The 19,395-nt window shown below is 62.8% G+C and carries 15 protein-coding genes; 5 read left to right on the top strand and 10 right to left on the bottom strand.

Annotated features, from left to right (window positions below; all coding sequences use genetic code 11):
- Positions 1 to 73 precede the first annotated feature (73 nt).
- Positions 74 to 1,666, bottom strand: coding sequence for an MFS transporter (locus C2L64_RS24880; protein ID WP_007583625.1), 1,593 nt, complete (start codon positions 1,664 to 1,666; stop codon positions 74 to 76).
- 304 nt (positions 1,667 to 1,970) lie between these two features.
- Here C2L64_RS24880 and C2L64_RS24875 point away from each other — a divergent pair, with 304 nt between their 5' ends.
- The 4 genes from C2L64_RS24875 to C2L64_RS24855 all read left to right on the top strand — a co-directional run bounded on the left by C2L64_RS24875 (position 1,971) and on the right by C2L64_RS24855 (position 6,479).
- Positions 1,971 to 3,116 carry a hypothetical protein gene (locus C2L64_RS24875; RefSeq protein ID WP_007583627.1) on the top strand — a complete coding sequence of 382 codons (1,146 nt, stop codon included), beginning with the start codon at positions 1,971 to 1,973 and terminating at the stop codon, positions 3,114 to 3,116.
- 118 nt (positions 3,117 to 3,234) lie between these two features.
- Complete coding sequence (locus tag C2L64_RS24870; protein WP_007583629.1) at positions 3,235 to 4,359, top strand: FUSC family protein; 1,125 nt, start codon at positions 3,235 to 3,237, stop codon at positions 4,357 to 4,359.
- A 314-nt stretch (positions 4,360 to 4,673) separates the two neighbouring features.
- Entirely contained in the window at positions 4,674 to 5,879 is a 1,206-nt protein-coding gene (locus C2L64_RS24865; protein ID WP_007587666.1) for an IS110 family RNA-guided transposase, read from the top strand.
- Positions 5,880 to 6,245: 366 nt separating this feature from the next.
- Positions 6,246 to 6,479, top strand: coding sequence for a SymE family type I addiction module toxin (locus tag C2L64_RS24855; protein ID WP_007576603.1), 234 nt, complete (start codon positions 6,246 to 6,248; stop codon positions 6,477 to 6,479).
- Positions 6,480 to 6,512: 33 nt separating this feature from the next.
- Here the strand turns inward: C2L64_RS24855 and C2L64_RS53380 are convergent, their stop codons facing one another.
- The 8 genes from C2L64_RS53380 to C2L64_RS24820 all read right to left on the bottom strand — a co-directional run bounded on the left by C2L64_RS53380 (position 6,513) and on the right by C2L64_RS24820 (position 16,203).
- Positions 6,513 to 6,842, bottom strand: coding sequence for a hypothetical protein (locus C2L64_RS53380; protein ID WP_131542572.1), 330 nt, complete (start codon positions 6,840 to 6,842; stop codon positions 6,513 to 6,515).
- Positions 6,829 to 7,188, bottom strand: a complete 360-nt coding sequence (locus C2L64_RS56115) for an RHS repeat-associated core domain-containing protein (protein WP_322789408.1) — start codon at positions 7,186 to 7,188, stop codon at positions 6,829 to 6,831. The genes C2L64_RS53380 and C2L64_RS56115 overlap by 14 nt, the downstream gene beginning before the upstream one ends.
- Positions 7,079 to 7,558, bottom strand: a complete 480-nt coding sequence (locus tag C2L64_RS55025; RefSeq protein WP_103153720.1) for an RHS repeat domain-containing protein — start codon at positions 7,556 to 7,558, stop codon at positions 7,079 to 7,081. Before C2L64_RS55025 ends, C2L64_RS56115 begins: the two co-directional genes overlap by 110 nt.
- A 104-nt stretch (positions 7,559 to 7,662) precedes the next feature.
- On the bottom strand, positions 7,663 to 7,983 hold the full coding sequence (locus tag C2L64_RS24840) for a hypothetical protein (protein WP_007576600.1): 321 nt from the start codon (positions 7,981 to 7,983) through the stop codon (positions 7,663 to 7,665).
- The gene (locus C2L64_RS55885) at positions 7,980 to 9,647 is read right to left on the bottom strand and encodes an RHS repeat-associated core domain-containing protein (RefSeq protein WP_051058136.1); all 1,668 of its coding nucleotides are present in this window, start codon (positions 9,645 to 9,647) and stop codon (positions 7,980 to 7,982) included. The genes C2L64_RS24840 and C2L64_RS55885 overlap by 4 nt, the downstream gene beginning before the upstream one ends.
- Before the next feature lie 14 nt (positions 9,648 to 9,661).
- Entirely contained in the window at positions 9,662 to 12,832 is a 3,171-nt protein-coding gene (locus C2L64_RS24830; RefSeq protein WP_158660536.1) for a DUF6531 domain-containing protein, read from the bottom strand.
- Positions 12,833 to 12,973: 141 nt separating this feature from the next.
- Positions 12,974 to 15,868, bottom strand: a complete 2,895-nt coding sequence (locus C2L64_RS24825) for a type VI secretion system Vgr family protein (protein WP_063717299.1) — start codon at positions 15,866 to 15,868, stop codon at positions 12,974 to 12,976.
- A 77-nt stretch (positions 15,869 to 15,945) separates the two neighbouring features.
- Positions 15,946 to 16,203: a PAAR domain-containing protein gene (locus C2L64_RS24820; protein WP_007576596.1), complete on the bottom strand. Its 258-nt coding sequence runs from the start codon at positions 16,201 to 16,203 to the stop codon at positions 15,946 to 15,948.
- A gap of 362 nt (positions 16,204 to 16,565) precedes the next feature.
- Here C2L64_RS24820 and C2L64_RS24815 point away from each other — a divergent pair, with 362 nt between their 5' ends.
- Entirely contained in the window at positions 16,566 to 17,744 is a 1,179-nt protein-coding gene (locus tag C2L64_RS24815) for a TIGR03118 family protein (RefSeq protein ID WP_007576594.1), read from the top strand.
- 107 nt (positions 17,745 to 17,851) lie between these two features.
- Here the strand turns inward: C2L64_RS24815 and C2L64_RS24810 are convergent, their stop codons facing one another.
- Positions 17,852 to 19,357 (bottom strand): RNA polymerase factor sigma-54, encoded by a 1,506-nt coding sequence (locus C2L64_RS24810; RefSeq protein ID WP_090838516.1) that lies wholly within the window; start codon positions 19,355 to 19,357, stop codon positions 17,852 to 17,854.
- Between the last annotated feature and the right edge of the window lie 38 nt (positions 19,358 to 19,395).

Here is a 19,395-nt window from a genome sequence, read left to right as displayed (position 1 = left end):
CAGCCATGATAGCAAACGCGGCAGCCTGCCGAGCCAGAAAGCGCGCACGCCCCTCATGCTCCTCAAGCGCTCCTCAAGCGCCGCGCACTTCCGTCTCGGCATAGGTCACCTGCACGGCGGGCACGAACCACGCGAGGCATAGCCCGATCAACGCGGCGAGCGCCGCGACGGACAAGCCGATGTGAATCGACGCGATGAGCGCTTCGCGCGCCATGTGCATCATCGGATCGCTGGAATGCCCCGCCGCCACCAGATGTTCGATCAGCGCGGACTGCTCGTTGCGGTCAACCAGCAGATCGGGACTCGCGAACGACTTGAGCCATTGCGTCGCCTGATACGAATCGAGCGAGCGGGTCACGCCCTGCGTGTACATATGCCCGAGCAGCGCGCCCGTGATCGCGGTGCCGAGCATGCCGCCAAAAATCCGCAGCGATTGCATCAACGCCGTCACCGCGCCGAGGTGATCGCGCGCGACGATCTGCTGCGAGCAGATCGTCAGATTGGTCGCGACGAGGCCAAGCCCCAGTCCGCTCACGCCCATGCACGCCATCCACACGATATGCGGCTCGTGGCCCTTGAACGAGACGAGCGCAACGCAGCCGATCACGAAGAACGCGAAGCCGGCATACATCACCCCGTTCGCGCGCCGGATACGCGTGACGATGCGATTGTTCAGCACGCTGCCGACTGTCGTACCGAGCAGCAGCGGCGTGATCAGCATGCCGGAATCGTGCGGCGACATCGCGTAGCCGCCCTGGAACAGCAGCGGCACGTAGAACACCATCGAAAACAGCGCAAAGCCGCCGAGCACCGACATCGCGAAGAGCGGCGCGAGCTTGCGGTCGAGCAGCACGTCGACGGGCACGACGGGATAACCCATGCGCTTTTCCCAGAAGTACAGCGTCAGGCTGCACACGGCCGTGATCGCGAAGAGCAGCCCCGTCGTGCCGCTGATGCCCTCGCGCGGAAGCAGTTCGATCAGCAGTTGCAGCGCGCCGAACGTCACGGCGACGACGAATGCACCGAGCCAGTCGAGCTGGATCGGACCGCTCGCTTTCAGATGGCGCAGTTTCGGCACAAACATCTGAACAAAGATCAGCGACACGACGCCGATGGGCACGTTGACGAAGAACACGAGCCGCCAGCCCTGCATCTGCGTGAGCATGCCGCCGAGCGTCGGCCCGACGATGTTCGCAATGCCGAACGACGACGTGACGAACACGAGCCAGCGCAGCCTGAGTTTGGGATCGGGGAACAGATCGGCGACGGTGGCGAACACGGTGCCGATCAGAATGCCGCCGCCGATGCCCTGCAGGCCGCGCGCGGCGATCAGGAACAGCATGCTGTTCGCGAGCCCGCACAGTACCGACGCCAGCGTGAACAGCAGGATCGCGGCGATCAGGAACGGCTTGCGGCCGTACAGATCGCCGAGCCGCCCGAAGATCGGAATGGTGATGACGGACGCGAGCATGTACGAGGTCGCGACCCACGCGTAGAAGTCGAAGCCCTTCAGATCGGCGACGATGCGCGGCAACGCGGTGCCGACGATGGTCTGGTCGAGCGCGACCAGCATGGTGACGAAGGCGATGCCGAGCATCGCGAGCAGCGACTCGCGAAACGGCAGCAGTTGACGGCTGGGATCGTGAACGGCACTGGCGGACCTCATGGCGTGCTCCACCGTAAAGACGTCCGCGTGCGCAGCGGACAGGCTGCCGGTCTTTGACCCGGCATGCGGCTCTATCGAGAGTGATACTCGCGTTTAAAAATAGCAAGGGCATTTCCCTGGCGGGCGCCCGTCATCGCTGCCGGCTTTGCCGCCCGGCTTCCCGCGACATCCGACGCAGCCCGGCCGCCGGAATTCCTGCCTATACTTACCTGGCCGTTTCGGACAAAGGTAAGCGGCCAGCCGCCGCGCAACAGGTGACTCAGGTGACTCTCTCATCCGTTTGCTAACACGAAGGAGACCTCTGGTGAACGACGCCGATCTGGTCGCCGCGGCCAACGCCGCCTTCAATCCCTACGTCCTCGAGCAGTTGAGCAGCCGCATCGGCTTGCCACCCGACGCGATCCGGCAGGTCGTGGAACGCGCGGCGCCCGGCATCGTGCTGACGATGATGGCGAGAGGAGGCAGCGCGGAAAGCGCGCAGCGCCTGTTCGTCGTGATCATGTCCACCGAATCCAATCCGCGCATCGCGGCGCAGCTCGCCGGCCTGACCGCGAGTTCGCACGGGCTGAAGGCCGTCGAGCGCTCAGGTCATGCGCTGGCGACGCGCATCGCCGACAGCCGCGAGATCGCGTTGATCAGCGACCACATCGCCGCCCTGACGACCGTGCCGCCGCAAGCCGCGCATGCGCTGACGGATGTCGCATCGGCCGTGGTGTTCGGTGCCGCCAAGCACCATATGCTGCTCGAACAGGGCAGCGCCGGCGACCTGCCGGGCTTGCTCGCCTATCAATGGCCGATCACTGCGCCGTGGCTTGCAGAGGGATTTGCGACGGCGCTCGGATTCGCGAGTTCCGCTGCGTTCGCGGACAGCGTCCCGCAACGGCTCGTCGAACTCGCGGCGGGCATGCCGCGCGCGCACGCCGTCGCTGGGAACGGGCCACCTGGTTGGGCGACGAACGGGGCGCCGCCATCCGCGGATACAGCGCCGTCCGGCGGATATTCTGGCGGCGATCTTTACGGACTGGCGGGTGGCGCTGCCGGCGCTTCTGCTGCTGCCGCGCCCGGTGCGCCCAAGCAGTTGCTGACGACAGTCGAACCCGTCGCGCCCCGCCCGCGCCGCGTTCCCGTCTGGGCTTGGGGCATACTCGTCGTCATCGTGCTGCTGATCGGTATCATCCTGTACGGCTACCGGCAACGAACGGCCGCGGACGAAGGGGCTCCGCAGCTCACCAGCAGCACGGCATCGGGTACGTTGTCCACGCCGGCGCCCGTGTCCGGCGCATCCGTGCCGCCTGCGGCACAGACGGCAGCCGATTCGGGGGGGTCGGGAACGGCGGCGGCGTCGGAGGCGGTGGCGTCGTCCGAAGCCGCGTCCGCTGCAGGTCCGGCCGCCAATGTGGGCGGTTCGCCTGCCAGCAGCGCGAACCCGGCCTCGGCGGCAAGCCAGTGAAACGGGCATTGCGCGATTGCCGCGCCACGATCCGCCGATCGCGTCTCGCCTTGCGCGTACTCGACGAGACGCCGCTTTCCCTCATGCGAACCTTTGCCCAATTGTGACGACTCGCACCATGGAACCGTCCACTGATCCCGCCGATCGCGAACCTTCCGCCGACACGGCGCGCCGCGAGATACCCGCGAGGCACCCATTTGCCGCGCTCGGCAACTGGCTCGCGCGCGTCGATCCCGGCACGCACCGACGCATCAAGGGGCTGCGCCTCGTGACGGCATACGGCCTCGCCTCGGCGCTCGGCACATTGCAGGACGTCACGCATGGATTGCCACGCGATGCGTCAGTCGGCCTGCTCGCGGCCAACTTCGCGCTGTGGGCAAGCGTGTCGGAGGCGCGCACGACACGGCCCGAATCGAGCCGCGATCTCGCGCTGCTATGCGCGGCGGCCGCGCTCGGCGCGGCGTTGTACGTATGTCTTGCACAGCCATTGCTCTTCTTCGGGCATGCGGGTCCCGAGCTCGTACTGGTCACGGGTGCGTTCCTCGTCGGCTATCTGAAGCGATTCGGCGTGACCGGCGGGGGACTCGGCTCGCAGATCTACATCGGGCAACTGCTGGCCTACGGCGCGAAACTCGTTCCCGCCGATCTGCCCGGCATTGCAATTGCCGGGTTGATCGCGATGCTGGCGTCGATCGTGCCGCGGCTGCTGAGCGGGCCCGCCGAACGGCCAGCCGTCGTCGCCGCGCTGTCGCCCGGACCCGAGCCTGTGGCCGGACGGCCTTCACCCGAGTTCGTGATGGGACTGCAGGCCGCGAGCGGCGCGCTCGTGATCGTCGCGTTGAACGCGTGGCTGAACCTCGCGGAATCGGTGTGGGCGATCACGGCCTGCACGTACGTGGTCGCGGGGTCCGCGACGGGCACCGTGCAGCGCGTGCGGCGGCGGATCATCGGCACGCTCGTTGGGGTGCCGCTAGGACTCATCTGTTTGCCGATTGCGGAGCATGCGCCGTTGCTGATCTGGCTCGCTGCGGCGCTGGCGATGATCGTTTATTCGATGGCGCTGCCCGAGCGATACGACATCGCGTGCGGCGCGTTTGCGTTCACGCTGATCGTCACGCTCGCGGTGAACGGCATCCACTCGATTCCATTTCTCACGGCGCGGGCGTGGGAGACGTTGATTGGTGGGGTGCTGGGGTTGCTGGCGGCGATGGTTATTTTTCCGTTGAGGTTGAGGGAGAAATAGGGGCTGGCTGTTCAAGCATCGTCGTTTGTGCCGTCTTCGGAAGATTCGCTGTGTTCAACATACATGCGCAATCCTTTCCTGTGCCCCGTTACTATCTTCATTCCTCGACAATCGAGGATTTGGCCAGCTAGGCCCGGCATGATTCTCGCCCCCAGTCGCAGTCATGATCCGGGGGGTGTTGTCACCGGGCCTGGTGGGTGGCTGGTGATCGCTAATAGGGGCTCGGCCAGGATATCTTGAGGCCGTCCGTAACGTGGATGCCGAGACTTGCCACCGATGTTGCAGGCCAAACCGTTCAACCTGCAAAGCCTTCGATGCAAGAAAACCAACAACATAGCTCTGTCGATGTATTCGTCGGCGTCGATGTCGGCAAAGGCCACCATCACGCCGTCGCCCTCGATCGGCGCGGAAAGCGCCTTTACAACAAGGCGCTGCCCAACGATGAGGCCAAGCTGCGCGCCCTCATTACCGAACTCAAGACGCACGGCCAGCTCCTGTTCGTCGTCGATCAACCCGCCACCATCGGCGCGTTGCCCGTGGCAGTCGCCCGTGATGAAGATGTTCTGGTCGCATATCTACCGGGTCTGGCTATGCGCCGCATCGCCGACCTGCACGCCGGTGAAGCCAAGACTGATGCTCGCGATGCCGCCATCATTGCTGAAGCCGCGCGCTCAATGCCGCATACGCTGCGCTCACTTCGGCTGGCTGACGAACCACTCGCCGAACTCACCATGCTGTGCGGCTTCGACGACGATCTGGCGGCCCAGATCACGCAGACCAGCAACCGCATTCGAGGTCTGCTCACCCAGATCCATCCGGCGCTGGAAAGGGTCGTGGGGCCGCGGCTCGACCATCCGGCCGTGCTCGATCTGCTTGAGCGATACCCGTCACCCGCCGAGCTCGCCTCAGCCAGCGAGAAAACACTCGCCAACCGCCTCACCAAACTCGCACCTCGCATGGGCAAGAGCCTGGCTTCCGACATCGTCCAGGCGCTCAGCGAACAGGCTGTGATCGTGCCCGGTACTCAGGCCGCAACCATCGTCATGCCGCGTCTTGCCCAGCAACTCGCATCCTTGCGCAAGCAACGCGAGGAGGTTGCCAGCGAAGTTGAACGTCTGGTGCACGCACACCCTCTTTGGCCGGTCCTGACCAGCATGCCGGGAGTCGGCGTCAGGACCGCCGCCAGACTCCTCACTGAAGTCGCTCACAAAGCCTTCGCATCGGCTGCGCATCTCGCCGCCTACGCCGGCCTCGCCCCGGTGACCCGACGCTCGGGCTCGTCCATCCGTGGCGAACACCCGTCCAGACGGGGCAACAAGGTACTCAAGAGAGCGCTCTTCCTCTCGGCCTTTGCTGCCCTGCGAGACCCGATCTCAAGGGACTATTACACGCGCAAGGTCCAGCAGGGCAAGCGCCACAATCAGGCGCTCATCGCTCTCGCTCGACGACGCTGCGACGTGCTGTTCGCCATGCTGCGCGACGGCACCCTCTACCAACCAAAATCCGCCCCTACCGCTTGACGAATCACATAGGGGCACCCCCCAAACTCTCCGGGCGCCTTTGAGGCGGAACGGCTTCTGCCCGGGATGCGCACGCATCCACTCCGCATCCTCGGCCGCATCGCGCGCGTACCGTGCCGTGCGCTCGTGCTCCGTTTCCAGCCCGTCCGGATACGGCGGGATCTTCGCCGCATCGATCGGGTTGCCGGCAGGATCGAACGCAAAGATCTCCGTCAGGTCAGGCGTCACCGCCTTCAGCAACCGGCCCACCGGGTCATAACCGTATTCCGACGCGCCACGCGTGCGGTCGTCGATGCGTGCCAGTTGCCCCGCCCCGTCATAGCGCAGCCGACGCTCCGCAACCCGCTCATGTTAGGAGAGTTAACTATGGCTATTGCCAATCTGAGAGCACGTTCACACGTCACGGAACATTTCGTGACCATCAAGCAGCCGAGACACTTCCAGCGCAACTGGAACCGACCGTTACATCTGCGAACCGAGCCGCCGCTTTATCCGTGGATGAAGCTCGCCGGACGGTGGATCGAGACCGCCGGATTTGCAGCAGGGCAGCGCGTCAGGATCAACGTTGAACACGGACGCCTGAACATTACCGCCGAGTAAAAGCATGAAGGGCCGCGTATGCGGCCCTTCGTGCTAACGCAACGTTTGGGGAACCTGAACGTCAATAGCAACAACGGTTAATAATGGCTCGTCGTTCCATGCGGAAATAAAACTAAACTCCTTGAACCCATCCGCCGGTTCCTCTGCTGCTCTACATGTCTCAACGAGATACGGGCTCTCAGCACTCTCGGCCAAATGCGACAAATCCTGTCCTTCAGGAGAAGTCGCTTTCATGCCAAGAACCGTATGGAAGATAACTTCGAATGCTCCTCCATCAGTCCGTATAAGGACAGTTAGACAATTTCCTCTGTAAGAGAACGTCTCAATCTGACCATCGGCAACAAGTACCTCACTGCTTTTCATTTTTTAACTTCCCGGAACGTTTTCTCCCGGAGTGAAGCCAGTACCGCTTCCTGGCGTGTAGCCATCCGGTTTTGAATGTGCCAGTTAATCCGTGCGGATCGATCCATTGCACCGGGTTGGGCGCATACGCATACAGATTGATGCCGCCGCGCAGCCCAATCGGATCCCTACTTATGAACCGCCCCGCATGCGGATCATAGTACCGATACCGGTTGTAACACAGCCCCAGTTCCTCATCATGATACTGCCCCTGCGCCCGTATCAGATTCCCGGTTTCCGCCGCCTCCCCATTGGCCAGCTTCGCACCCCTGAGCGCGCCCCACGCCCGGTACCGCCCCAGCCACACCACCTTCCTGCGGCGTCCCCAGATGATCGTTCTGGTAAAAGTACGTCGCGTGCCGCGTGCGCGCCTTGAGCGTGCGTCGCCCGAACGCGTCATAGCGCAGCAGCACGGTCACCTCGGGCTGCACGTTGCCCGGCACGAACCGTACACTGTCGGCGGTCCGCACGTGATGATCGACCTCATGCGCCGCGGGCGGTCGCGCATAGCGCCGTGCCTCCTTCAGGCGACCGGCCGCATCCCACCCATACAGCCATGTCAGCTCGCCCGCTTCCCTGCGCCGCGCAAGATTCCCGTCCGCGTCATACTCGTACGTTGCACCGAAATACTCGCCCATTGAGTTGTCGATCCAGCTCGCCTGCGATGGGTCGAGCAAGCGGGATTTGAAGCAGGGCTACACGCAAAGGTCAACGTTGAACAAGGACGTTGACCATTACCGGAGGGCAGACCCACAAAGAACTGCGTCAACGGCCCTCGCATTTACTTCACAAACGATTCAATGTCATCAAGAGCATCTTGCGCTCTTCCTGACAGAGACTCATTACTAAGCTGGTGTTCCAAGACCGGCATCACTTTTTTTCGGTTTATCTGCGAGTACATTCTTGCTACATGCCCAATGCACGTAATACCCAAGCCCCTAACATCCTCATCCTTCCCACTTTCAATCGCTTCAATGCACTTGTCTTGAATCCACTCGGGATCGTCGATGTTGAAGCACAAATACATAAGCGCATCGATAACGATATTCTTATCAGTAGATTTCAACAGCCTGTCAAGCTCTTCCTTGCTGTAATGACTCATTTTATTCTCCCTTTGCTCGTGACCTTCCCGGCCCTTCTCAGCGCAGATTGTTGATCATTATGCAGATCACACCAGCAACGCACGTGTCCGTGGAATTCTTCATCCCCGTTAGCATGCGTTCTTGTCTTGTCCATCACAACAAGCTCATCATTTTCGGTATCAACGCCTACGCGCCTCGGCGACGTGTCTTTGACCTGTACTGAGTTATCAAGGGCAGCTTGTCCATTAGCTGGTGCCTTACTCTTGACGGCGTTATCTGTAGTTCCGTGATACGGCGCGTCTTTGTAAATACGTGCCATGCCAAGCGGATCAATCCACGCGACCGGATTGGGCGCATATTGATAAACGTTGATCCCACCCGCCAACCCAATCAGGTCTTTACTGATAAACCGCCCACTGTGCGGCTCATAATACCGATGGCGATTGTAGTGCAGCCCCAGTTCCTCATCATGATACTGCCCCTGCGACCGTATCAGATTCCCAGTTTCAGCCGCCTCCCCATTGGCCAGCTTCGCGCCCCTGAGCGCTCCCCACGCCCGATACCGCCCCAGCCACACCACCTTGCCCGACTCATCCACCAGTTCCTGAGGCGTGCCCAGATGATCATTCTGGTAAAAGTACGTCGCGCGCCGCGTCCGCGCGGGATATCCGACAAAGCGCCCATCCGTGCCCGTAGCCAGATACGCCGCCTGCTCCAGCGTCTCATCCAGCCGCGCCAGCGGCACGAACGTGCCCGGCTCGTACAGATACACCGACGCCGCCTGCCACTGATACCGCCTCACCCCCAGCGTGTGCTGGCGCTGCGCCACGGGTAACGCGTACGCATCATCGGAGTCCTCACGCACCAGACGCACACCACCATACGTACGCAGCCCCTCATCCCTGCGCCCGGCCGGTGCCTCATGAAACCGCTCCTCGAGCAGCATCAGATCACCGTCCCACGTAAACACCGTGCGATCGATACCGCCGCCCGCGCGCTCCACTTCCTTGAGCGTGCGCCGCCCGAACGCGTCATAGCGCAGCCGCACGCTCACCTCGGGCTGCACCTTGCCCGGCACGAACCGCACACTGTCGGCGGTCCGCACCTGATGATCGACCTCATGCGCCGCAGGCGGCCGCGCATAGCGTCGAGCCTCCTTCAGACGACCGGCCGCATCCCACCCATACAGCCATGTCAGCCCGCCCGGCTCCCTGCGCCGCGCAAGTTTGCCGTGCGCGTCGTATTCGTATGTCACCCCGAGATACTCGCCCATCACGTTATCGAGCCACTTCGGCAGCGACTTACGCCACGCCTCCACCTTCTCGCGATCCTGCACGCCGCGCGCATCGTGGCGCGAGAACGGCTTCTGCCCGGGATGTGCACGCATCCACTCCGCATCCTCGGCCGCTTCGCGTGCGTACCGTGCCGTGCGCTCGCGCTCCGTTTCCAGCCCGTCCGGATACGGCGGGATCTTCGCCGGATCGACCGGGTTGCCGGCAGGATCGAACGCAAAAATCTCCGTCAGATCAGGCGTCACCGCCTTCAGCAACCGGCCCACCGGGTCATAACCGTATTCCGACGCGCCACGCGTGCGGTCGTCGATGCGTGCCAGTTGCCCCGCCGCGTCATAGCGCAGCCGACGCTCCGCAAGCCGCTCATGTTGCGTAGACGGGTGCGCCGCCATCACCGAGAACCGCGTCAGACGCCCGGTGGGATCGTATTCGCGCTGCTGGCTGAAGCCCCCGCATGTACGCGACCCGTCTCGCGATGCAACCGGTCGCGCTCGAAGTCCAGCAGCGGCTGCCCATCGAGCAGCACGCCATGCACATGCCCCGACCCATAGCGAAGCCAGTCAACAGTGCGGGTGTTAGGCAGTGTCGTGCGGATGCGGTTGCCCAGTGCGTCGTACTCATGCCGCGAGACCGTGACGTACGATTCGCCGAGAGCGAGGCTGACGTGCTGCTCCTCGGCAACGAGATGGCCCGCGTCGTCGTAGTGAAGGCGTACGGTGCTGTCTTCCGTCTGCGCCGTGGTGAGTCGCCCGCGCAGGTCATGGAAAAAGCGCTCGCTGACTGCGCCGTTCGGCCCGCGCATATCACGCTGCGTCAACCTGCCCAGCGCATCGCGTGTGTATACCGTCCACGCGTCGCCCTGACGCGACTGTGCGAGCCGACCTGCCGCGTCGTACCCGTACTGCGTGACGCTATCGTCGAATCCCGTCTCCTCGACCAGCCGCCCGAGCGCATCGTAGCGAAACCGCATCGTCTCGCCGTTCTCGTTGCGCAGTTGCGTAAGACGCCATTGACGATCGTAGTTGTACGCAAGCATGCGGCCGGCAGCATCGGTACGCGAATACGGCTGGTGATTGCCGTTATAGCTATAGCGCGTGACCTGGCCCGCGCCGTCCGTATAGGTCGTGAGGTTGCCCTCGGCGTCGTAGGCCAGCCGCTCGCCGATGCCATCCGCACGCGTCACCTGCAGCAACTGGCCGCGGGCATCGTGACGATACGACGTCACCTGCCCAAGCGCGTCCGTACGCGCGAGCAGATAGCCGCGCGCATCGTATTGATAGCGCGTTTCGTAACCCGAACAGTCCCGCGCCGACACGAGACGCCCTGCGCCGTCATAGGCAAACTCGCGCGTGCCGCCCTTCGGGTCCGTCAGCGCGATCAGCCGCCCGCTGTCGCTCCAGCGGTAGCTCGTCGCTCCCGCGGCGTTCGTCACCGATGCGGGACGGCCCAGCGCATCGTAAGCGGTGTGCGTCACGTCGCCTGCCGCGTTCGTGACCTGCACGGGCAGACCTGTCGCGTTGTATTCCGTGCGCGTCGTATTGCCGAGCGCATCGGTGACGGCGGCGATACGGCCCGCTTCGTCATATGCAAACCGCTCGATCTGGCCCGCGCCGTTTTGCATCGCAATCAGCTGGCCGCGATCGTCCCAGGTATAGGTGTCGCGCGATCCGTCGGGCTGCTCGACCCGCACGATCTGGTTGTGATAGTCATAGCGATGAATCGTCGCATGACCATCGGCATCGGTGACCTTCGTGTACCAGTGCTCGCGGTGGTACTCGAAGAACAGTTCGACGTAGCGCTCGTCTGGATAGCGGTCGTTACAGCGCCATTCGTGAACGCACTTCGCATCGGCGGGCGCGGGCGCGCCCGCGCGTCGGGCGGGCCAGTCCCATTCGAGACAGGTCGCAAAGCCGTTGAAATCGGTGTAGTGGGTGAGCAGGTGCTGTTCGTACGCATAGGACCGGCGATGACCGAGCACATCCGTGTGCGCAATCAGGTCGCCTTCGCGACTGTATTCGTAGCGCGCGAGCACATCGAGCGTACCGCCCGCGGCATCCAGACGCCGGATCGCTGTCACCCGTCCGTCGGTGTAATCGAGCGCTACAGCGAGGCCGTGCCCATCCGACAGGCCAGCCAGTTCGCCCGCCGCGTTATAGGCGAGCGTCACGCCCAGGCCGTCGCGTCCCGTGCGAGCCGTCAGGACATAGCGGCGCGCGGCGGGTGTCGCATGCAGTTCGTAGTCTTCACGCGAGCCATCCAGAAAACGCAACTGCACGCGCCGCGCATCCGGGCGGCTGACCGTCATCTGCTCGCGCGGCACGTCGAGCGCCTCGCCGATTGCCACGCGCGGCAGTGCGACCGCGCGGCCATCGGCGTCGAAATAAGTCAGTACGTCGTCCTGCCCGGTCAGCGACAGGTGATATGGGCTGCTCCAGCGCGCGCCCAGCGCGCTGCCGTCGTACGCGACGAGGCTCGAACGATAGAGCCGCGTCCACACAATGGGCACTACACCATCGAGCGCGAAGTCGGTCTGCTCGAGGTTCTCGTCGCCCATCGCGTAGTTGATCGAGCCGCCGCCTTTCACGGGCGGGCAGCCGCAGCCGTTCTTCGCCGGCGTCCGGCTGGCTTCGGCGCCCTGCTGCGTGCGCTGCTCGTGGGTTCCGGGCTTCTGGTCGGGTTCCGTTCGCGCGCCCGTCGACACCTGCGCTTCGTGCGACGGCGCGGGCTGATGCGGCTCAGGGTTTGCGCCGCCCTTGTGCCCGGCGGGAGGGTGCACGCCTTCACCATGCGGCAACGACGCCTGCGGCTCGGACAGCTTGCCTCGGTGGCCGATTGCCTGAGCGATCTGCCATGCCATGCACGCCAGCGATCCGGCCTCCCCGACCGTGCCGATCGCCTGGCCGATCATCGCCGGCGTGTTGCGGTCGAATTCGGCAAGCCACGCCAGGATCTTCGATTTCAGGCCCGTATGACTGAGCAACTGATCGAGCGCCACCAGCGCGATATGTTCCTGCGAGGGCACCCACGAGAAGAATCCATCCTTCTTCCCGACGCGCTCCATCTGATCCTCCACCGAGGTCGGGTCCTCGATGAACCGCGCGAAGCTGCGGCTGATGGTGCGCAGGCCATTGATGATTTCATTCTTCCAGCTCTCCAGATGCTTATCGAGCGTCAACATGAAATCCTGGGCATCGCCTCCCGCCGCCGCCCACAGCATGTCCACCGCGACGCCCAGCCCACCCGACGCAAATGCCAGCAGCACATCCTTGACCACCGCGCGCGCCGGGCGGCTCGCATTGCCCGCGCCGGGAATGACACCGATTGCGTCGATGGCGAGCACGCCCCAGTGCAGCACGTTCTCCGCGTATTTCTTGCCGCTTGCGGGGTCAGGCTCATTCCTGAATAGCCGGTACAGGTCCGTCCCCACATCCGCGAGCGACATCGCGTTGCCCACCAGCGGGACCATATACAGACACTGGATAAAAATCTGCTGCGCGTGATCCTTCACCGATTCGACGGCGACCCGCTTGAGCTCGGGCTGTGCCGCGACGGCTGCGGCCGGGACCTGGCTTATCAACAGACGGCGCTGCTCTGCGTTGCTGTGGAGGACGGCCGGAACCGCGGCGGCCGCGGTAACCGTGCTGGCTGGAACTTGCGATGCCATATTCAAGGTGCGTTGTTGTTCTTTATCGAATTGCGCGAGATGCCGCCAAACGGCCTAGCGCATTGTTCTTGCGAGCGAAACCGGCGATTGGCTATGGATTTCTCCAAAACCGGATGACGGCTGGCCGACCGCGTGGCCCGCTTGAGCAGCAAGCGCGCCGATCGCGGCCTGGCTCGCAGCAGCGCTGCCTCCCATCGCTGCCGTCGCGGCGGCCGACACAATTGGGCCCGCGACATCGGCCGGCACGCCGGCTGAATGCATCGCCGTGCCCGCAACCTGCGCGAGTGCATCGGCGCCAGCGCCTCGACCGTGCTTGATCGCACCATCGATGCCGCCGCCGGCCGCCGCCCCGACCAGGGCAGGCGCCGCAGAAAGGGCTTGAGACGTCATGCTCGGCAGCGCAGGTGTGTCCCCGCTGGTCGTGGTCTGCGGACGCCCGTCGGGGTCCGCGAATCTGCGGCTTTGCGACTCGAACGAACCGTCCTCTTCGAAGTACTGCACGCGACCGCCACCTCGCGGGACGTCTGCAACTGTCGCCTTGCCATTGGCATCGAGACGACCTGCCCGGGAGCTTCCGTCCGGAAAGACAATCTTGTATTTCGCGTTCTTTACCGGGTCGCCATTGGGATACGTGTGCCACAACTGCATGCCTGTGTCCTGCTGCGTCGGCAAAACAGGCAATGCAGCGTGTTGCGTGGCCGAGCCGCCGATGCGCAACGGCCCCTTCAAAGCGATCTCTCCCGCACTGCCAATCTCGACCTGTGAACCCTCGAGCTTGATATACGCGCCACCACACATCAATATCAGCGACTTGCTCGCGTTCAACGTGACCGTATCTTGCGTGCTGGATATGGAAACGCCTTTTAGTGCCGTGAGTTCTAGCGCGTCGGACTGGGACTGCATCTCGACCTTGCCTTTACCCGAAAAAAGCTTCATTCCCTGCGCGTTCGCGTACAGCGACACCGCATTGCCGGCCGCGACCGTGTAGTTGCCGCCAACAGCCGCATCTGCATTCCCGCCCGCCGTCGTGAACAGATGGCCTCCCGCCGCGATCTGCATGTGTTCGCCGCTCGTGAACGCCATGCCGTGCGGGGCGGAAGCGAGAATGACGGCCTGCTGGAGGTTCCTGATCTGACGATCGAGCAAGTTCTGTTGTTCCTCACATGCCGCAACGACCGCCTTTGCCTGGGTCACGGACTCCGAAAGGCTTCGCATCCGGGCATGGGCCGTCGACAGTTGCTGCTGGGCCTGCTGCATGTCGAGCGCCTGTCCCTCTGCCTTGCTCTGGGCGTCCGCGCTGATGAAGATGCCTTTACCGGCGCGTAATACGCCCCAATCGTCCGTGCGCAATTCATATCCGTCGCCGCGCTGTTGCCTGTTGCGATCGACGAGAAACCCCATGTTCAACTGCGTCTTGCCGTACTCGGTGGCAAGCTTGACGCCCTCCTGGCCTTGCCAGTCCTCCATGCGCAGCTTGTTGTTGCTCTGTGTGCGGATAACATTGCGCGAGAGCCATCTGTCGTCGCTCGTCACGTGGTCGGTCGACTGGCTGTTGTGCATCGCGTGCGCTATATAGGGCCGATCAGGATTGCCATCATGAAAGGCAACCGCTACCTCGGTGCCGTCGATGAGCGGAAAGTGAAAACCCGTCTGCAGCGCCCCGGCGAAAGGTTTGGCAAGGCGCAATGGCACGCTCTCTCCGCCCGGACTCCAGGTCGAGAAATCCAGATCGAAACGGACGACGTAATACCCTTGCTGGGTGAGATACGCGTATTTGTATTGCCCCGGCGACGTCACGCGCGCGCTCAGCGTGCCGGTGATCTTCGGCCATCCGGCTTCATCGCATTTCAACCGGAAACGCCGATCGGCTGGAATCGCCTCATACCTGTTGGTGTACGCCTCATCACGCGAGCCACGGTGTGAAACGGCGATAATGACCTGCCCGTTAGGCGCATCCGGCAAGACCTCATCCGTGTGCAGCACGCGCGCCGGCCGTAGTCCGACGACGTTGCTCTCGCCTTCATAGAGAACCTGCCACGCAACTTCGACCTCGTGGCGCAGTTGCGCTTCCCACTGCGCGCCGTTCCCGTTCTGATGATGCGTACCCCAGATGTACTGCGGGCCGTATGTCGTCTTGTCATCGCGCGACACGTTGGCTTCGGCCTTGAATCGCTCGAATGCCTGATCGGGATTGTAGTCAGCTACCGTGACCGATTGCGCGATCGTGCGGGCCGCCGTCCTGAGCGAGAACACGGCCTCGATGCCCGCCTCCAGGCCCGATGTCTCCCGGTATGGCACGTGCAGCGCAGGCGTGTAGATATAGTGGTCGACGTCGTCGCAAAAATTCAGCACGTCGCCGTGCTCACCCTCGTTGATCTGGCAGAAAATGCCTTCCTTCTGCATCAGCATCTGGACGTACGAGAGGTCGTCTATCTGGTAAGCAAAGCGGAATGCGTGCTGCGGGTATTGCCGGCGCAAGGTGAAACTGAACTGGTGGCCCTTGAAGCCATGCTCGCGCAAGATCGATTCAATGATCTCCGGCGCGCTTTGATGCTGGAAGATCCGGCTCGCACGGACCCGCGCGAGCTTTGCAAAATGCGCTTCGACGACCATCTCATAGCTGCTGAAATCGTGCGTCGTCTTCAGTTTCGTGAAACGCGTGAGCCACCCCGAAAACGCCCTACGGTCCCCATCCAAGGGAACGATCGAGAATACGGCATCCTTGCCAAGATAGTCGGCGCGCGGCAGGCCCTCGGGATGCGTGAGCCTGATCGTGACGCGCCACGGTTCGCCAAGCTTTTCCGTGGCTTCGAACGATACGACCGATAGTTGCGATGCGCTTGCCGTCCCGGGCACATCGAGAAAGTAAGTCTGACGTCCCGTCTCTGAGTTGCGGTTCAGCATTTCGCCAACCGTGCCACTGCCCGCTTCGATCATTCCACGTTTCATGACTTCGCTATTTTTGTTACTACTGGTATTGATGCCCGGCGATGCGGCCTCTTCGCCTCACGAATACTGCAGGCGCCCTATCGGACAGACGCGAACGATCCGCCTGCAATCAACGCACAACCGCAGGCACATCGATGTCCATCGAGCGCAACCATCCTGCCGTTGTCCAGCACCATGTCGGAACCTTCGATGATCTCGTTGACTCCGTGCATGGGACACGAAATCAGATCGAACTGCCGTGCCACCTGACGCCCCAGCACGAGCATCGTGCTGGAGCCGGTGATAATGAATCCGCCATGCGTGTTCGCGTCGCCGACGCAAGCAATAGATGTCATCTCAACGCCCTCATAGCTTGCCTGTTGATCCGGGCAGAGGATCACCGATCGTTCATGGCCAGACTCGATCCTGACCGGGCTCGCCTCCCTCGCCCAGAACACTAACCTGGTAGATTTCCGTTGAGTATGGATTTATGTAAAAATTGATTAGGATGATTAATCTATCGAAAGGAATTGCGTCGACCTAGCACGCCTTCCATTGAAACGCGGCGCCGCAAAAACTTTTCGATGCAGCGGAATATTTTCGCGGCTGCCTCGTTGCTCGCCGAAATGTCGAAAACGGCTCGACGACACGGAATAAACCCCACCCCCACCCCGTTCAAAGACCGTCACGACCTTTCGACAAAGCAAGGAGTGCGGTCATGAAGTCTCTATTCGAGGTGTTCGGCATCGCAGCCTGTGGCGCGGCTTTAGCGACGCTCGTTTCATGCGGCGGCGGTTCCGGGTCGAACAATATGAGCACGCCTGCGGTGTCGTCGTTCACCGCGGCGGCTCTCGTCTCCGATGGCGCCGTGTCCGCGCCCCACACCGATCCGAACCTCAAAAACCCCTGGGGCGTTGCATTCAATCCGAAAGGCTTCGTCTGGGTCGCCGACAACGCCACCAACCTCGCAACGCTCTATGACGGCAATGGCGTGCCGCAATCGCTCGTCGTCACGATACCGGCCGGCACCAACGGCGACGCAGCACCCACGGGCATCGTGTTCAACGGCACACAGAGCTTCACCGTCACGCAGAACGGCAAATCAGGCCTCGCGGCCTTCATCTTCGTGGGCGAAGGCGGCACGATCACGGCGTGGGCGCCCGCTGTCGGCCCGACCAATGCCTTCAAGATGTACGACGATGCCGCAGGCGGCGCCGTGTACAAAGGGCTCGCGCTCGCGGCGAACAATGGCAGCAACTTCCTCTATGCGACGGACTTTCATAACAACAAGATCGACGTGTTCGATACGAACTTCACGAAGGTGACGATGCCCGGCGGCTTCAAGGACAGCGCCATTCCAGCCGGTTTTGCACCGTTCGGTATCCAGTTGATCGGCTCGAACCTGTTCGTCACCTACGCGATGCAGGACACGGCCAAACATGACAACGTGGCGGGCGCGGGCCTCGGCATGGTCGATGTATTCGACACGGCGGGCAATCTCAAGCAGCACTTCGCGACGGGCGCACCGTTGAACGCGCCGTGGGGTATCGCGCAGGCACCGAGCAATTTCGGCACGTTCAGCGGCGCGATTCTGATCGGCAATTTCGGCGACGGCACGATCAACGCGTTCGATGTGTCGAGCGGCAAGTCGATGGGACCGCTGAAGTCGTCGAATGGCGGAACGATCATCGAACCAGGCTTGTGGGGCATTGCATTCGGCAACAACCTGAGCAACCAGCCTTCGAACACACTGTTCTTCACAGCCGGGCCGAATGACGAAGCGGACGGCGTCTATGGAAGAATCGATCTGAATCCGGCTTCCAGTTCGGGCACGGGCAACAGTTCGGGCTCCGGCACGGGCACAAGTTCGAGCGGCGGTGTGGGCATCGGCATGTAGCGCTCTGGCCTTTCTTTCTTCACGCAAAACACAATGGCCGCTCCTTCAACGAGCGGCCATTGTGTATCTCACGTATCTCGCGCTTCACGCGCAAGCCAGCGCGGGCATCAAACCTGTCGACGCAACTCCGCAGGTGGCACCTTCATCAGATGGCGGTACTTCGCCACCGTACGTCGCGCGACGAGCACGCCCTGATCGGCGAGCATCTTCGCTAGCGCCACGTCGGACAGCGGATCACGCGCGTTTTCCGCGGCGATCATCTCCTTTAGCAGCGCACGCACCGCCGCTGCCGAACACGTGCCGCCGCTCTCCGTACCCAGCTCGCGCGGGAAGAAATGCTTGAACTCGAAGATGCCTCGCGGCGTCGCCATGTACTTGTTGCCCGTCGCGCGCGAAATCGTCGATTCGTGCAGGCCGAGTTCTTCGGCCACGTCGCGCAATACGAGCGGCTTCAATGCAATCTCGCCGTACTGGAAGAACGGCTTCTGATGCGCAACGATGCACTCGGCTACGCGCTGAATCGTTTCGAAGCGCTGCTGCGCGTTGCGGATCAGCCAGCGCGCTTCCTGCAGTTGCTGCGCGAGCGGCGAGCGGCTCGCGCCTGCCGACTGCGCGAACAGTTCCGCGTACATACGGTGAATGCGCGCGCGCGGCAGCACGGCGGGATTCACGGTCACGACCCACTTGTTGCGCACACTGCGCACGATCACATCCGGCACGATGTAATTGTCATCGGCGCGGCCATATGAATTGCCCGGCTTCGGATCCAGCTTGCGCACGAGCGCGCACGCCACGCGCAATTCCTCGGCATCGCAGCCGATCTGCTTTTGCAACTCGGCGTGCTCGCGGCGCGCGAGACGGTCGAGATGATGCTCGACCACCTGCTTCGCCACGTCGCGGCCCGGCGTATCGGCGGGCAACGCATCGATCTGCAGCGCGAGACACTCCGACAGCGACCGCGCCGCGAGTCCCGGACGGTCGAGCGTTTGCACGAGCCGCAGCGCGACCAGCAAATCGTCTTCCGTCAACGCGGGTTCGATGTCGAATACGTCCGTGAGATCGGCGAGGTCCTGGCGCAGGTAGCCGTCGTCATCGAGTGCTTCGATGATCAGGCGCGCCACTTCGCGGTCGCGGTCCTCGAGCCGATAGAGACGCAACGTGTCGTGCAACTGCTCGTGCAGCGTCGGTTGCACGCGCGCCCATTCGGTCGGGTCGGCGGCATCCGAATCGCCGTTGTAGCGCGACGGGCCACGGCCGTAGGCGTCGCCTGAATAGTCACCGCTTGAATAGTCGCCGCTTGAATAATCTCCGCCGTCATCCGACGAGGACGCAACGCTTTCTGTAGCCGGCTCCGCCGACGTGCCTTCCATCGCGTTGTCGCGTTCGTTGGCAGGCAGTGTTTCGCCGTCGGCGCCGTTGCTCTCGGCCGTCTTGCCTGCCGACAGATCTTCCGAAACAGACGGGTCGTATTCGAGGAAGGGATTGGTGTCGAGCGCGTTGCGCAGTTCCTGCTGGAATTCCAGCGACGACAGTTGAAGCAGACGCACGGACTGCTGCAGACGCGGTGTGAGCGCAAAAGTTTGCTTCGCGCGTAGTTCGATTGTAGGCGGCATACAGACTCTTCCTGTGATTGTTCAAACAGCTTCGCGCC

Origin of the sequence: Paraburkholderia hospita (assembly GCF_002902965.1) — a bacterium.
In the GTDB taxonomy this organism is placed as follows: Bacteria; Pseudomonadota; Gammaproteobacteria; order Burkholderiales; family Burkholderiaceae; genus Paraburkholderia; species Paraburkholderia hospita.
This window is presented reverse-complemented; position numbering and strand designations above follow the sequence as displayed.

Bases quoted from the DNA above. Each gene is read 5' to 3' on its own strand.
- C2L64_RS24870 (WP_007583629.1), top strand. From the start codon at position 3,235: ATGGAACCGTCCACTGATCCCGCCGATCGCGAACCTTCCGCCGACACG.
- C2L64_RS24865 (WP_007587666.1), top strand. From the start codon at position 4,674: ATGCAAGAAAACCAACAACATAGCTCTGTCGATGTATTCGTCGGCGTC.
- C2L64_RS24880 (WP_007583625.1), bottom strand. From the start codon at position 1,666: ATGAGGTCCGCCAGTGCCGTTCACGATCCCAGCCGTCAACTGCTGCCG.
- C2L64_RS24815 (WP_007576594.1), top strand. From the start codon at position 16,566: ATGAAGTCTCTATTCGAGGTGTTCGGCATCGCAGCCTGTGGCGCGGCT.
- C2L64_RS24820 (WP_007576596.1), bottom strand. From the start codon at position 16,203: ATGACATCTATTGCTTGCGTCGGCGACGCGAACACGCATGGCGGATTC.
- C2L64_RS24825 (WP_063717299.1), bottom strand. From the start codon at position 15,868: ATGAAACGTGGAATGATCGAAGCGGGCAGTGGCACGGTTGGCGAAATG.
- C2L64_RS53380 (WP_131542572.1), bottom strand. From the start codon at position 6,842: ATGAAAAGCAGTGAGGTACTTGTTGCCGATGGTCAGATTGAGACGTTC.
- C2L64_RS24840 (WP_007576600.1), bottom strand. From the start codon at position 7,983: ATGAGTCATTACAGCAAGGAAGAGCTTGACAGGCTGTTGAAATCTACT.
- C2L64_RS24855 (WP_007576603.1), top strand. From the start codon at position 6,246: ATGGCTATTGCCAATCTGAGAGCACGTTCACACGTCACGGAACATTTC.
- C2L64_RS24810 (WP_090838516.1), bottom strand. From the start codon at position 19,357: ATGCCGCCTACAATCGAACTACGCGCGAAGCAAACTTTTGCGCTCACA.
- C2L64_RS55885 (WP_051058136.1), bottom strand. From the start codon at position 9,647: ATGGCGGCGCACCCGTCTACGCAACATGAGCGGCTTGCGGAGCGTCGG.